Below are 14,679 nucleotides of genomic sequence, written 5' to 3'. Positions count from 1 at the left end.
GTATGGCAGCGCTGCGTGCTACACTTCGAAGAGCATTTCCAGATCTTCGCGCGTAAGCGACTTCCAGGTGTCCTGACCGGGAATAATCGCCTCGGCCACGCCACGCTTGGCTTCCTGCAGCTTGAGTATCTTTTCTTCCACCGTATTCTGGCAGATGAGCTTGTACGAAAAGACCTGTCGCGTCTGACCGATACGGTGGGTACGGTCAGTGGCCTGACTTTCCACGGCGGGGTTCCACCACGGGTCGTAGTGGATGACGTAGTCTGCCGAGGTCAGGTTGAGGCCCGTGCCGCCAGCCTTGAGCGAGATAAGGAAGATGGGAATTTCCGGGGTATTGTTGAACCTGTCCACCTGCTCGAAGCGGTCTTTGCTTGCGCCGTCGAGGTAGCAGAAGGGTACCTGCGAAAATTCAAGCCACTGCTTGATGATCTGCAGCATCTGCACAAACTGCGAGAATACCAGCACCTTGTGGCCGCCTTCCACAATTTCCATAACCATGTCTTTGAATGCGTCAAACTTGCCCGAAGGCAGGTTGTTGGAGAAGCCGGGCATGTCGAGCTTGAGCAGGCGCGGGTGGCAGCAGATCTGGCGCAGCTTGAGCAGGGCGTCGAGAATGGACATCTGGCTTTTTGCAAGGCCTTTTTCGTCCACATCGGCCAGAACCTGGGCACGCAGCTTGCGGGCCAGGGCCGAATACAGCTCGGCCTGCGCGTCTTCCAGCGCGCAGCAGGTAACGCTCTCCACCTTGGGCGGCAGGTCTTTGGCAACCTCTGCCTTGGTACGTCGCAGAATAAAGGGGCGCACGCGCGTGCGCAGGTAGTCGAGGGTTTCGGCGTCGCCGTCCTTGATTGGTTTGACAATGCCACGCTGGAAGGCGTGCTGCGAACCCAGAAAGCCCGGCATGAGAAACTCGAACAGAGACCACAGCTCGAAAAGGTTGTTTTCGATGGGCGTGCCCGAAAGGCACAGGCGCATGCGGGCATTGATACGGCGCACGGCGCGGGCTGTGATGGTGTTGGGATTCTTGATGTTCTGGGCTTCGTCAAGAATAACGGTGTTGAACTCATACTTCTCCATTTCCTCCAGGTCGCGCCGCAAAAGTGCGTAGGTGGTAATGATGAGGTCTGAGCTTGAAATGTGTTTGAACATTCCCTCACGGCGTGTGCCGTAAATGGTCAGGCGCTTGAGGCCGGGCACAAACTTTTCTGCTTCGCGTTCCCAGTTGGGCAGCACCGAGGTGGGCACCACGATAAGGTTGGGCCCTTCGTGGTGCACATCTATCATGTGCTGGATAAAGGCCAGGGTCTGCACGGTTTTGCCAAGGCCCATTTCGTCGGCTAGAATACCGCCAAACCCGTATTCCGAAAGGAAGTTGAGGTACGAAAGGCCCTGAACCTGATAGCTACGCAGGTTGGCATTGAGCGCCTTGGGCGGTGCAATGGGCCGCACCTCGCGGAACGAGCGGATTTTTTCGCGCAGGTTGTTCCAGAACGAGTCTGTGGCCGCGCCGGGCAGGTCTTCAAGCAGACTGTCGAGCACCGGGGCTTCAAACTGCTTGAACTTTTGCTGCGGGGGCTTGGAGGGGTCGAGCCCAAGGGCCGTGAGCTTGTGAGAGAGCTTTTCCAGCCATTCTTCGGGCAGGCTGGTGTACGAGCCGTCTTTCAGCTGCACATAGCGCTTGCCGCGTGTCCATGCCTTCCATATTTTTTCCAGGGGCAGGCTTTGGCCTTCGTACTCCACGTTGATGTCGAGCGAAAACCACTTTTCCTTTTCGTTGCTCACAACCTGCGCCGTGATGTTGGAAGAAGCCGTGCGCACCTTGTAGCGCGAGAGGGCTTTTTCGCCGTAGACGCGGTAGGTTTCGATCAGCTTGGGGTATGAATCGAGCAGGAAGGCAATGGCTTCTTCCGGTTCAAGGAACCACAGCTTGCTTGAACGGGCCTGAAAATCCATACCGCTCAGTTCGTTCATCAGCAGGGCTTCTTCGTCCTGATGGCGGCGCACCAGATAGGTCTGCCCGTCGTACGAATAACTGCCTGTCTGGAAGTCGGGGTTGGGCCCGTTGAGCGTAAATTCGCCGTGGCGGGTTTCGTAGATGTTGTCGATTTCCAGCGTCAGCAGGCTGCCTTCTTCATCAAGAAAGAGCTTGGGATTGTAGGTGGCAGGCTGGAAGACCGGCTCCATGAGCTTGAGGAACTGCTGAGGTTCGTAGAGCTCTGAGGCGGGCAGACGGGTCCACACGCGGTCGAGGAATTCGGAAATTTCTTCGTGTGGCACAACCGGGCGTTCGTAAATGAGGTTGCGCACCAGCGAGGGGTAAAGGCCCGTCTGCACCGGGTAGAAGTTGTGCTGATAGCACACCCACAGGGGCATTTGCCCATGAAAGGTGATGGGCGCGTCTTCTGGCGAGGTGCTTTCGGGCTGGTTGCGGTCGCTGGGATTGCTGCGGCCGGCGCGAATGGGCAGGGGGGGCCGACCCTCGCGCTTGAGCAGCACCTCAAAGCGAAAGCCCGCATCATCGAGAATGGGCTTGAGCTTGAGGGCAAAGGGTGTGCTTTCAATACGGCAGGGTTTGTCCGTATCCTTCCACAGCAGATAATATTCCTTGCGCACAGACCAGAAAAACCACGAGGTCAGACCCTGAGGAATTTCAACGCGGTGGCCGTAATAATCAAGGTGCTGGCCTATCTGGCGGGCAACGTGCGGCAACTGGGGCGAAAATTCGCACCAGTCGGGGTTCTGGATGATCTGCTCGAGCGTTACCTCGTTGTGAACACTTGAAAGGCCCGATTTGTTCTGCCTGCCACGAAAAAAGGAAACCAGCAGGCGGCCCTGTTCCGGTTCAAAGCGAAATATGAGATAGTGGCGACCCGGTTCGGGCTCCATGTCTGTGGAAAAAAAGTTGCGAAAGCTCTGTTTCCAGTCAGTGCTGGGGGGCGGTGTTTCTTCCGGGTCACCCTGTTCCTTGCGCAGTTCTTCCACCAGGCGTAATGCCAGAGCGGCCACATGGCGGCAAATGCCAGTGAACGCGTCAGAGCAGTTGCACTGATGGCGGGTGCTGCGGTCCGTGATGGTGAGGCTCAGGCTTGGCGTGTAGACCTGCAGGTCATCGCCCTGGATAACGCCTTGTACGTCCCAGGTCTCGCCCTCCTGAATATTTATTTTTTGCACCTCACCTTCGGACAGGATATAGTAGGCGGCGTCGCGAATATATTCCGGCACGCTATCGTGCAGAAAAGCTTGGCACATTTCGCGAACGACGCTCTGTTCAGATCGACTCATGGGTTCCCCAAAATACTCCGTTGAAATTTCTGGAAAATTCCAGAAACGGAGAGATGTTATGACGTTTGCGATAAATAGCACAGGTTGGGGGGCGAAAGCAATATGAAGCATGACTTTTATGAAAAAAATAAATTTTGAGCGCGCAATCAATATGTTGGACTCAATATCATACTGCCGTGACAGGGTTTTTTGCGCAAAAAATGTAAATTTTTTTGGCATTATCTTGTGTGCGTGTCTAAGCCTTTGGGCTCTGCCCGCCCTTTGCGCTGCCATTCCTGGCGACCTGCCTGAAGAATCGGCTGTGGATGCGCCGCAAAAAAACACAGCCCAGGCTGGTCCGCCTGCCGACGGCGGCAGCATATTTTTCGGCACCATTGGCGAGGCTTCAAACCTTATTCCCTACCTCACGTCCGATTCGGCCTCGCACGAAGTGGCTGAGCTCTTGTACGTATCGCCCCTGCGCTACAACAAGGATCTGCAGCCAGAGCCCTGGGCTGCAGAATCATGGAGCATGGAGGACGAAGGCCGCCGCATGCGCTTTACCCTGCGCAAGGGTATTTTGTGGGAGGACGGGCAGGAGCTGACAGCCGAAGACGTGGCCTTTACCTGCAAGCTGGCGGCAGACCCGGCCACGGGCAGCCCCTATGCCGAAGATTTTTTGCGCATCAAGGAACTGCGCGTCATCGACCGCTATACCTTTGAGGTGCAGTACGAACATTTTTTTGCCCGGGCCGTTTCAACGTGGATGAACCCCATCCTGCCCAAGCATATTCTTGAGGGGCAGAACATCCGCTCCACGCCCTTTGCCCGCAAGCCCATGGGGGCCGGGCCGTACCGTCTCAAGTCGTGGGAGGCGGGTAGCCGTATGGTGTTTGAGGCCTCACCCACCTACTTTGCGGGCAAGCCCCACATCAACGAGGTGGTGTACAGAATCATACCCGACAATGCCACCATGTTTATGGAAACGCGGGCAGGCAGGCTGGATGTGATGGATCTTTCGCCCCTGCAATACCTGCGGCAAACCTCTGGCCAGGAATGGCAGAACCGGTTTCACAAATTCCGGTACTTGTCGTCTGTGTATATTTTTCTTGGTTTCAATCTTGAGCATCCGTTCTTCAAGGATGTGCGCGTGCGGCGTGCCATTTCCATGGCAATAGACCGCGAGGGCATCATCAACGGCGTGCTGCTGGGGCAGGGGGTTCCGGCCTTTGGGCCGTTCAAGCCCGGTTCGTGGCCGTACCATCCGGGCCTCAAGCCCATGCCGCAAAATGTTGCCGCGGCCCGCGCTCTGCTGGCAGAGGCGGGCTTTGCCGACCACAATGGTGACGGCATGCTTGACCGCGACGGCCTGCCTCTGGCCTTTACCATTTTGACCAACCAGGGCAACGAACAGCGCATTCTTACCGCCACAGTAATGCAGTCGCAGTTAAAGGCAATCGGCATCGACGTGCGCATCCGCACGGTGGAGTGGGCGGCCTTTATCCGCGAATTTGTCAACAAGGGGCGCTTTGACGCCGTGCTGCTGGGCTGGACAATTCCGCAGGACCCGGATCTCTATTCCGTGTGGCATTCGTCGCAGACCTTTGAGGGCGGCCTGAATTTTACGCACTATCGCAACCCAGAAGTGGACAAGCTGCTTGAAGAGGCGCAGTCAACGCCAGACCAGAAAAAAAGGGCCGAGCTGTATTATCGGATTCAGGAAATTTTTGACGCCGAACAGCCGTACTGCTTTTTGTTTGTGCCCTACGCCCTGCCGGTGGTGCAGAGGCGTTTTCAGGGCATAGAACCTGCCTTGGCGGGTATTATGTATAATTTTGAAAAGTGGTGGATTCCCAAGGCATTGCAGAAATCTCAAATGCAACCCTAAGTTTTTCTGACCATTTCTGGTCATCAGTAACCTGTTTCGCACGTTGCGGGGCAAGGCCCTCAAACTGACTGTGCGCGTCATGCCGTGATGGATGCCCTGCTCCCTTCGGGCGGCTGCGGTGTGGCGCAGGGCGGCAGTATTCGTGCCACTGGCCGCTTTGCAGCGTTGACAAGGCCGCTCTTGTCGGAACATAGTTGCAGAAGTGGTGAAAAGATTATTTTACGCTGTGGGTGGACGTTACGCATGATTCGTATTCAGGAAATTCTCGATAAGGTTTCGGCAGGCAACCCCAACGCCGATCTGGAGCTGATCCAGAAGGCGTATGTGTTTGCGGCCACCGCCCACGCGGGTCAAACCCGCCTCTCGGGCGAACCTTACCTTTCCCACCCGCTGGCTGTGGCCAGTATTCTGGCCGAGATGGGCTTTGACGAGCCCACCATATCTGCCGGTCTGCTGCACGACACTGTGGAAGACACCAAGGCCACCATCGAAGAGCTGGACGAGAATTTTGGCGAAGAAGTGGCCGATATTGTCGACGGCGTCACCAAGATCAGCCAGATAAGCTTTGAAAATAAAGAAGAAGCCCAGGCAGAGAATATCCGCAAGATGATTCTGGCCATGAGCCACGATATGCGGGTTCTCATGGTCAAGCTGGCCGACCGCCTGCACAACATGCGCACGCTTGATTTTCAGAAAAGCCACAAGCAGAAGCGCATTGCCCAGGAAACCATGGACATCTACGCGCCCCTGGCCAACCGGCTGGGTCTGTACGTGATGAAACGTGACCTGGAAGATCTGAGCTTCAAATACATGCGCCCCGACATCTACAACCAGATTGACCACTGGCTCGACAACCATCAGGTGGTTGAAAAGCAGATCATCAGCAAGGTTGTGGGGCTCATTCAGGATCTGCTGGAATCAAACGGCATTGAGGGGCAGGTTTACGGGCGCATCAAGCACAAGCACAGCATCTACAAAAAGATGCAGGCCCAGTCCATGACTCTGGATGAAATGCACGACATCATGGCTTTTCGCGTGCTGGTCAAGGATATCAAGGACTGCTACGCCGTGCTGGGGCTTGTGCACTCGCAGTGGCGGCCCGTGCACGGGCGTTTCAAAGACTATATTTCCATGCCCAAGACCAACGGCTACCAGAGCTTGCACACAACGGTCATCGGGCCGGAAGGCGAGCGTATTGAAATTCAGATACGCACCGAAGACATGCACCGGCAGGCCGAACACGGCGTGGCCGCGCACTGGCTGTACAAGGAAAAAGGCCGTGTCAACAGCAAAGACCTTGAGCAGTTTGCCTGGCTGCGCGAAATTTTTGAGCGCCAGAGTGAAGAGACAGATTCACGCGAATTCATGCATTCGCTCAAGATGGATCTGTTCAAGGACGAGGTATACGTCTACACCCCCGCAGGTGATGTAAAGGAACTGCCCGAAGGCGCAACCCCCCTCGACTTTGCCTTTATCATCCATACCAAGGTGGGCCAGCACTGCAGCGGCGCAAAAATCAATGGCCGTCTCATGCCTCTTGGTACAGAGCTGAAAAACGGTGATGTTGTCGAGATTCTTACTGATCCGGCGCGCAATCCCAACCGCGACTGGCTCAAGATCGTCAAGACAGCCAAGGCGCGCAGCCGCATCCAGCACTACCTGCGCACCGAAGAGCGCGCCCATGCTGTGGCTCTTGGCCGCGACCTGCTTGAAAAAGAAGGCCGCAAGGTCAGCCTGAACGTGGCAAGGGCCACCAAGGATGGACACCTGGCCATTGTAGCCCAGGAAATGAATTTTGACAGCGTGGATGACCTTGTGGCCGCAGTGGGCTATGCCCACACAACACCACGCAAGGTGCTCAACCGGCTGTATGCCGTGCTGCACCCAGAGGCCGCCACCGCCGCCGAACCGGCCGCGCCTACGGTAAAGGAAAGCAAGGAGGCCGCCTCGCGCAAGGGCGAGGGCGTTGGCATATCTGGCGTGGATGGCGTGCTTATGCGCTTTGCCAAGTGCTGCAATCCCGTGCCGGGTGATCCCATCATCGGCTACATCAGCCGTGGCCTTGGCATCAGCGTGCACCGCGCCGACTGTCCCAATGTGGCAAACATGGAGCCAGAGCGCCTTATTTCCGTGCACTGGGACGGCATGGAAGAAAAGCCCTACGCCGCTGGCATATTCATTATCGCCAAAAACGAGCAGGGCGTGCTGGCCAAGGTTGCCGAAGTGATGGCCCACAACAATGTGAACATTATTGGCCTCAACATGGACAATCAGGTGGATGGCCGCGCCAAGCTGCGCATTACCGTGGAGGTGCGCGACGCCACCCAGCTGTATCAGCTTATCGAGGCCATACGCGTGTTGCCGCCCATTTTTGAGGTGGTGCGCGATACAGAGGCTGATGCCTTGTAGGGCGCGATTGCCGCTCATGCAGCGCTGACTGACAAACCGTTTCTGTCTTTTTAAGGCTGGTTATACCCTTGGTGTAACCAGCCTTTTATTTTTCAAAATTCTGGAAGCTTAGAGTTTGAAAGCGCATGCGAACATACTTTTCAGTTGACAATGTTATGATTGTAGCTAAAAAAGTTATATGAATAACAATAAATGGCTCTTCTTTTCATTCTCTGTGCCGTCCAGGCTTCAGGGGTTTCGCGTAAAAATATGGCGCAAACTCAATGCCCTGGGTGCTGTGCAGATCAAAAATTCCATCTATGTGCTGCCCGCCAACCAGCAGATGCAGGAGCATCTCATCTGGATGGGCAAGGAGACGGACGAGCAGGGCGGTGAATCGCTGGTTATTGCCAACGGCAGTCTGCTGAACATTGCCGATTCGCAAGTGGTTGCCACTTTCACCAGGGCGCGCGACGAGGACTATCTTGCCCTTGGTGAAGAGATTCGCGCTGTTGTGGCAGAATTCGATTCACCAGAGCGGCTGACCTCGCTGCGCAAGCTTGAAAAGCGCCTGGAAGCCATAAGCACCATCGACTTTTTCCCCAGTGGCAAGGGCGCAAGCCTGCAAAAATTGCTGGATGAGGCGTTGCATGCGCCAGCGGGGGGGCATCCCGTTGTTCCGCGGGCAGACGTCGCGTGCTACCGTCAAAGAACCTGGGTTACCCGCGCCAACCCCTATGTAGACAGGCTTGCATCATTCTGGCTGATCAAAAGGTTCGTAGATCCCGCGGCCAGCATCATGTTTCTGCAAGATGTGGATGCTGTTCCCAGCGGACCTGACGTTGTTTCTTTTGATATGTCGCCTGCCGATTTTACGCATGTGGGCGGGCTCATCACTTTTGAGGTTATTGCCGAGGCATTTGCCCTGACTACGCGTATTCCTCAAAGAATGCGCAAGGTCATAAAGGCTATTGACCTTGAAGAACTGGATGCCGCCCCGGTTGAAACCCCAGGCATCAAACGCATGCTCGACGGGCTGGTTGCAGCCAATGACGATGACCATCTGCGCACAGAGCTGGCCCTTGCGTTTTTTGACACGTTGCTTGCCTCGTACACCCCAGCCTCACCCACAGGAGCGTAAGATGAAAGATACTGCAATCCATGTTGCGCAGCTTATGGCCGCTTCTGCCCGAACCGCCCCCAAGGCTGGCGGCAAGGATTTTCTGGAGATCGGCGTTATTCATGACGATGAGGAGCTGCACAAGATCGCCCAGACCATGAAGGCTCATGCGCCCAAAAGCACCAACGAGGCCTTTTGGCTGCGCGATGCCGACAATATAGAAAAATGCCAGGCGCTCTTGCTCGTGGGGCTGAAAAACTGTGCCTGCGGCGGCTATGACTGCGGCGCATGTGGTTACCCCACCTGTGCGGAATTTATGATCAAAAGGCAACTGGATGAGACAGAAATGGGTTACTCCGGCCCCTTCTGCGCCCTGCGCATGATGGACGTGGGTGCGGCTCTGGTTGCAGCGGCCAAAACTGCCAGTCTGCTTAATCTTGATAACCGTATACAGCAGCGGGTAGGTGCAGCGGCAAAACACTTGGGCCTTATTGATGCAGAGGTCGTCATGGGCATCCCTGTGGGCTTTTACGGAAAATCCATTTTTTTTGACCGATCTGCGCCCAAGCATTAGTGAGCATTTACGGGGCTGCCCAGTGCGCCGCCCTGAGAGGCTGTAATGAAGGATTTCAACAATCTGTGCACGGTGGCATTTCTTGCCCGCTTTTCGTATGCCCTCACCAAGAATCCCATGCTGCCGCTCTTTGCTCTTTTTTTGGGGGCCGCGCCTGAGGCAGTGGGGCTGGCAGTGGGGGTTTCTACTGTTACGGGCATATTGTTCAAGCTTCCCGCTGGCGCACTTTCAGACGTGGTGGGCAGAAGGCGCACCATGCTGGCGGGGCTGATAGTGTTTGGGCTCATACCCCTTGCCTATTTTTTTATTGATTCATACCAATCGCTTATTGTTGTGCGCTTTTTGCACGGCCTTGCGACCGCCATTTATGGCCCTGTGGCCATGGCCGTGGTGGCCGAAGTGGCTGGCTCGCGCCGTGGTGAGCTGCTTTCGTGGTTTTCGTCGGTGGGGATTATTGGAACCTTGCTGGGCGCACCCATTGGCGGTTTGGTGCTCGATGCGAGTACTGGCGGCGGGCCGGTGCTGTGGCAGTTTCGTATGGTTTTTGCCCTCAGTGCCGTTTCTGGCATGGCAGCCCTGCTACTGGGCCTTAAAACCTTGGGGCACGATGCACCGTCTGAACCGGAGCGGGCGACAGGCTCTGGTCTGCAGCGCTTTCGCCAGGGAATTGGCCAGGTGCTTTCTGACCGGCGGCTGGTTACGGCTTCTGCTGTTGAGGGGGTGCAACGCCTTGGCATGGGAGCTCTTGAGGCCTTTTTGCCCATCTATGCGGTGACGGCGGTGGGTTTGTCGGAATTTCAGGCTGGTCTGCTGTGGGGTGTGCAGATATTTGTAACCATGCTCAGCAAACCCCTGCTGGGCAGGATGTCGGACGCACGCGGCAGGCGCGGGCTTATTGTTGTGGGTTTGCTGCTGTGCGGCGGGGCACTTGCATCCATACCCTTTCTGCATGACTTTTTCCCCCTGCTGGCTGCCTGTCTTGTATTCGGCATGGGTGAGGCTCTGGTTACATCTTCTTCTGCCGCTCTGGTAGCAGATATGTGCCGTGACCAGCGGTTTGGTTCGGCCATGGGTGCGTTTGGAACAATCTTTGATGTCGGACACGCATCAGGTTCAATCTGCGCGGGCCTGCTCATTGGCTGGGCCGGGTATCAGGTGAGTTTTCCCCTTCTGGCTGTATTTGTTTTTTTGGCAATCCCCGTATTCTTACGCAATGTGCCAGAACCGGATTGATCTGGCATTGCGCAGAACGTAAGGTGTTTTCAGGTTTCCAGATGCCGCTATTTTGCGACGGCCAGAGGGTTTGCTGTAGAACCTGCCTGACAGGCAAAGGAAATTTCATGAGCGAAAACGACCCCACGCCTCAGGTCTCATTGCGGGACGCATTTCTGTACTGGTTCAAGCTGGGGTTCATCAATTTTGGCGGCCCGGCAGGGCAGATCGCCATGATGCACAAAAATCTGGTGGACGGCAGGGCCTGGATCAGCGAAAAAGTTTTTTTGCGGGCGCTCAACTTCTGCATGCTTTTGCCGGGGCCAGAGGCGCACCAGCTGGCTGTGTACATAGGCTGGCGGCTCAACGGATACTGGGGCGGAACCATTGCCGGGATATGCTTTTTGCTGCCCTCGGTGTTCCTGATGCTCTTTCTCTCGTGGCTGGCCGCCGCCAAGGGGCAGGTACCTCTTGTGGCCGGAATTTTTCACGGCATTGCCGCCGCAGTGGTTGCCATTGTCGTTGAAGCGCTCATACGGCTTTCAAAAAAATCGCTCAGGCACCCGGCCCTGTATGCGTTTGCGGGCGGCTCGTTTGTGCTGGGGCAGTTTTTTGGCGTGTCGTTCCCCGCCATTGTTTTGCTGGCCGGTGTGGCCGGTGTGATTCTTGGCAGGCTGCGTCCAGACATTTTTTGTCAGAAAAAGCCGGGCACAAACGAATGTATGGTTGAAGGGCCGGAATCGTTTACCAACCTGCCTCGGCTGTCGCATCTTTTCCGTGTAGTTGGCATTTTTGTGCTGATCTGGCTGGCAGTGATCGTGCCGGTATTTGCCTGGCGGGGCATGGGCGACATTCTCTCCCAGATATCTATCTTTTTCAGCAAGGCCCCCTTTGTGACTTTTGGCGGGGCATACGCGGTGCTTGCCTACATTATTGAGCATGCGGTGAACCTTGGCTGGCTGACCGAAAAAGAAATGCTGTTGGGCCTTGGCCTGGCAGAGACAACTCCCGGCCCGCTGATCATGGTAACGCAGTTTGTGGGCTTCATCACCGCCTGGAACCAGCCGGGCAACCTCACGCCGCTAACAGCAGGTATTGTGGGCGGTCTGCTCACCACTTTTACCACCTTTTTGCCCAGCTTCATGTTCATTTTTGCCGGTGCGCCCTACATAGAGGCCATTACCGCCAACAAAAAGCTCAACGCAGCGCTTACGGGCATATCTGGCGCAGTGGTGGGCGTGGTACTCAAGATTGGTGTGTTTTTTGCGGTGAACACGTTTTTTCCCGCCACAGGTTTTGACGCCTTTGCCGTGGTGATTGCGCTTGTTTCGCTGGTGGCTCTGGTGCGCTTCAAGCTTTCCATGCACGCTCTGGTGAGCCTGAGTGGGCTGGCTGGCCTGTTGTGGCAATTTGTCTGAATAACCAACAATCTTGATCTGCAGGGGGCAATATGGGTGAAACAATTACTCCGCAGGAACTTCAGGCGCTGCTGGACAGCAAATCCGCAACGGTATGCGATGTGCGCCGCGAGGTGGACTATCAGGCAGACCCGCGAACCATTGCCGGGGCAGAGTGGCATAATCCTGAAGCTGTGGATGCGTGGGCCGGGCAGCTGCCAAAAGACAGACCAGTTGCCATCTATTGTGTGCGCGGGGGCTCGGTGAGCAAGTCGGTGCATGCCGCGTTGACCGCCAAAGGATTTGACGTGAGTTACCTTGAAGGCGGCCTTGCTGCCTGGGATGCCGCCGGTAAATAGCAGGACCAATGAAAAAACGCCGCTTCCGGCTGGCAGAAGCGGCGAAGTGCACGCGCCGGGAAGGGGAACGGCGCGTTTAACGGTATGTTGGATTAGAAGCTGTACTGGAAGGCAACCTGGGCTTTCCAGGCATCCTGCTTGTCAAAGCTGCCGTTGCCAGCGCCGTTGTTGTAGCCGTTCTTCTTCCAGGTGTCCTTGTCGATCATGTTGGCCACGTAGCCAAGTTCAAGATTCACGCTCAGGTTTTCGTATGCCTGCCAGGTATTCACGAGGTTGAATTCCAGCAGACCGTCGTTGGTGGTCAGGTAGGGGCCGTCGCCGCCGTAGCCTTCACGCCACGAAGAGGCTTCCTTCATGTATTTGACCATGGAGGGCGAGTTGGTGCCGCCCCAGTATGCCAAACGGAAGGTGTGCGTGACATTTTCCAAAAAGCTCATGTCTTTCAGCTGGGCGCCGAGGCCCCACGTGCCAGCATAGCTCATGTTCCAGTCGCAGGCATTGGCAACCGGGCTCCACGAAAGGTTTCCGTCGCCCACGAATGAGGTGAAGTTGCCCGCACCGGCAATGGAAGGCATGCGTTCGGAGCCGTTCTTTACGTTGCCGTCGTCGCCGCTGGCGTACCAGCCAAAGATGCCGGGGGTGGCCCAGTCCATCTTGTATTCCACAAGGGCCTTGGCCAGCCAGCCCTGACGGCCAGTGCTGCCGCGCACGGTTTCTTCGCCGCGCTTGAGCACATCAAAGCGGCCCATGGCTTCGGAATAGCCATAGTTGATGTCAAATTCGATGTTCAGCGGGTCAAACATGGTGAGGGCGACAGGCAAACCCGCCCAGAACAGCGAACCGTACTGCTTGCTGGTAGGCGAAGCCGTAAGCGGCGTGCTGCCGGCGTAATTGAAGCCGGGGGTAAGGCCGGGCAGGGTGAGGCCAAGGTTGCCGTCGCTGGTTGACCACGGCTCGGCATTGTTCACCGCCTCAAGGCCGCGCAGGGCGTTTTTGCCGCGCATGCCGTACATGGCCCAGGGGGTTACATCCACACCGTCAAAATGCAGGGGCATGGAAAGCATGAACAGGTCGAGGTTGTCGAGATAGTTTGCTTTTTCCGTGCTGGACTTGTTATTGGCCAGGTCGATGTAGCTGCCGTTGAAGTTGTCGTTGACTGGGCGTGCCCACATAAAGGTGAGGCCCACGTTGTCGTTGAACTTGTAGTTGGCGGTAAGGGCCGCGGCGTCAGCATCCATCACGGCAGAGCCGCCCGCCACATTGGGCAGGGTGGTGGTTTGAATGCCCATGCGCAGACGGGCTTCGGTCTGGGGAATCAGCCAGTCGATGTAGGCGTTTTTCACTTCCACAACGCGGCCATCCGCGCCAAGCGCGCCGCCCTCGTCGGCCTTGCCCCAGTGCTGATCGCCGATTTCAAAGAACACCGTGCCGGAAAGGGCCTCGGAGGCCACGGCATCAAGCTGCAGGCGAATACGCTGTGAAGCGCCAAACTGATCTTCGTTGTTGGTCTTGGTCTTGGCGCCGGAGTTGTCTCTGGTATTTTTGGTGAGGTTGCCGTCACCCACGCCAAAGCCAACGAGCCATTCGCCCTTGGCCTTGAATTCAACAGCCCTGGCCCCCCCGGCCACGCCCATGATCATGCCCGCTGCCAGCAGGGTGACCATGCACATTTTTTTGAAGCGGTTCAGACCATTCCTTTCTTTTGCACTCATTCCTTGCTCCTCCGTAATGGGTTGTGCGCAGGCAGTGGCGGCCACAGCCGACCACTGCGCGCGTTTTTATGCGTGCGGCAGATCATGCCCGCAGAAGCACCCTGCCGATGCTTCTGCGGCCCCGTGACAACGGTTGATCAGTTTTCCGCGTGGTGGTGATGTTTGTGGTGTCCGCACTTGCAGTTGGCGCAGTTGCCCTTGCACACATGCTTTTTCTTTTGTTCGATAAGCACGCGGTTGCCGGTGACGGCCATGTCAAAGCCGCTCTTGCCCTTGAAAACAATACGCTCTGTGCTGAGCCCGCCCAGCAGCAGAGATGTTTTGAGGGCGTCAACAGCGGAGGGGTGAGGATCGGCTACGTGCCGTACATCGATGAAAATTCTTTTGCAGCTTGCCTGATTGCACTGAAGAAGTTCAATGAGAGCGTTGGCCTGAGGCGGGTCGAAGCGGGATGAAACGGATATGTGCAGGTTGTCGTGGCTGAATCGGTGGGAAAGTCCAGCGTTATCGGTAACTACAGGATGTTGATCCATATTTTTTTCTCCGCTTGGCTGAATGTGCATGGCGGTACACTGGCACAGGCAGAGATTTGTGTCAATAAAAATGAAATTACTTTTCAAATTCAATTTTTAACACGCTGAAATAAATTAAATTTTTTTTGTATTAATTTATACATCTTAATAACTATCTGTTCTCAAACAGGAAAAATATAGTAGATAGCCTGGCTTGCAAGACGGCAGAAAAGGCGCGGCGGGGGGGGGGGGGAGG

General features: G+C 56.0%; 10 protein-coding genes. 7 read left to right on the top strand and 3 right to left on the bottom strand.

Going from position 1 to position 14,679, the window contains the following annotated elements:
• Positions 1-18: 18 nt before the first annotated feature.
• Entirely contained in the window at positions 19-3,282 is a 3,264-nt protein-coding gene (locus tag F8N36_RS03180) for a DEAD/DEAH box helicase (protein WP_291331287.1), read from the bottom strand.
• Between the two features lie 217 nt (positions 3,283-3,499).
• Between F8N36_RS03180 and F8N36_RS03175 the strand changes: the two genes are divergently transcribed.
• The 7 genes from F8N36_RS03175 (at position 3,500) to F8N36_RS03145 (ending at position 12,199) form a co-directional block, all read left to right on the top strand.
• Positions 3,500-5,149 carry a peptide-binding protein gene (locus F8N36_RS03175; protein WP_291331394.1) on the top strand — a complete coding sequence of 550 codons (1,650 nt, stop codon included), beginning with the start codon at positions 3,500-3,502 and terminating at the stop codon, positions 5,147-5,149.
• 243 nt (positions 5,150-5,392) lie between these two features.
• Complete coding sequence (locus F8N36_RS03170; protein WP_291331286.1) at positions 5,393-7,558, top strand: bifunctional (p)ppGpp synthetase/guanosine-3',5'-bis(diphosphate) 3'-pyrophosphohydrolase; 2,166 nt, start codon at positions 5,393-5,395, stop codon at positions 7,556-7,558.
• Between the two features lie 178 nt (positions 7,559-7,736).
• Entirely contained in the window at positions 7,737-8,678 is a 942-nt protein-coding gene (locus tag F8N36_RS03165) for a chromate resistance protein ChrB domain-containing protein (RefSeq protein ID WP_291331285.1), read from the top strand.
• A 1-nt stretch (position 8,679) separates the two neighbouring features.
• The gene (locus F8N36_RS03160) at positions 8,680-9,231 is read left to right on the top strand and encodes a DUF2148 domain-containing protein (RefSeq protein ID WP_291331284.1); all 552 of its coding nucleotides are present in this window, start codon (positions 8,680-8,682) and stop codon (positions 9,229-9,231) included.
• A 45-nt stretch (positions 9,232-9,276) separates the two neighbouring features.
• Complete coding sequence (locus F8N36_RS03155) at positions 9,277-10,464, top strand: MFS transporter (protein ID WP_291331283.1); 1,188 nt, start codon at positions 9,277-9,279, stop codon at positions 10,462-10,464.
• A 107-nt stretch (positions 10,465-10,571) separates the two neighbouring features.
• Positions 10,572-11,861, top strand: coding sequence for a chromate efflux transporter (gene chrA / locus F8N36_RS03150; protein WP_291331282.1), 1,290 nt, complete (start codon positions 10,572-10,574; stop codon positions 11,859-11,861).
• Positions 11,862-11,893: 32 nt separating this feature from the next.
• Entirely contained in the window at positions 11,894-12,199 is a 306-nt protein-coding gene (locus F8N36_RS03145; RefSeq protein WP_291331281.1) for a rhodanese-like domain-containing protein, read from the top strand.
• Positions 12,200-12,291: 92 nt separating this feature from the next.
• Here F8N36_RS03145 and F8N36_RS03140 read toward each other — a convergent pair whose 3' ends face one another.
• Both F8N36_RS03140 and F8N36_RS03135 read right to left on the bottom strand, forming a co-directional pair.
• Positions 12,292-13,911: an outer membrane homotrimeric porin gene (locus tag F8N36_RS03140; RefSeq protein WP_291331280.1), complete on the bottom strand. Its 1,620-nt coding sequence runs from the start codon at positions 13,909-13,911 to the stop codon at positions 12,292-12,294.
• Positions 13,912-14,048: 137 nt separating this feature from the next.
• Positions 14,049-14,444, bottom strand: coding sequence for a squalene cyclase (locus tag F8N36_RS03135; protein ID WP_291331279.1), 396 nt, complete (start codon positions 14,442-14,444; stop codon positions 14,049-14,051).
• Between the last annotated feature and the right edge of the window lie 235 nt (positions 14,445-14,679).

Source organism: Desulfovibrio sp. (assembly GCF_009712225.1).
Classification (GTDB): domain Bacteria; phylum Desulfobacterota; class Desulfovibrionia; order Desulfovibrionales; family Desulfovibrionaceae; genus Desulfovibrio.
This window is presented reverse-complemented; position numbering and strand designations above follow the sequence as displayed.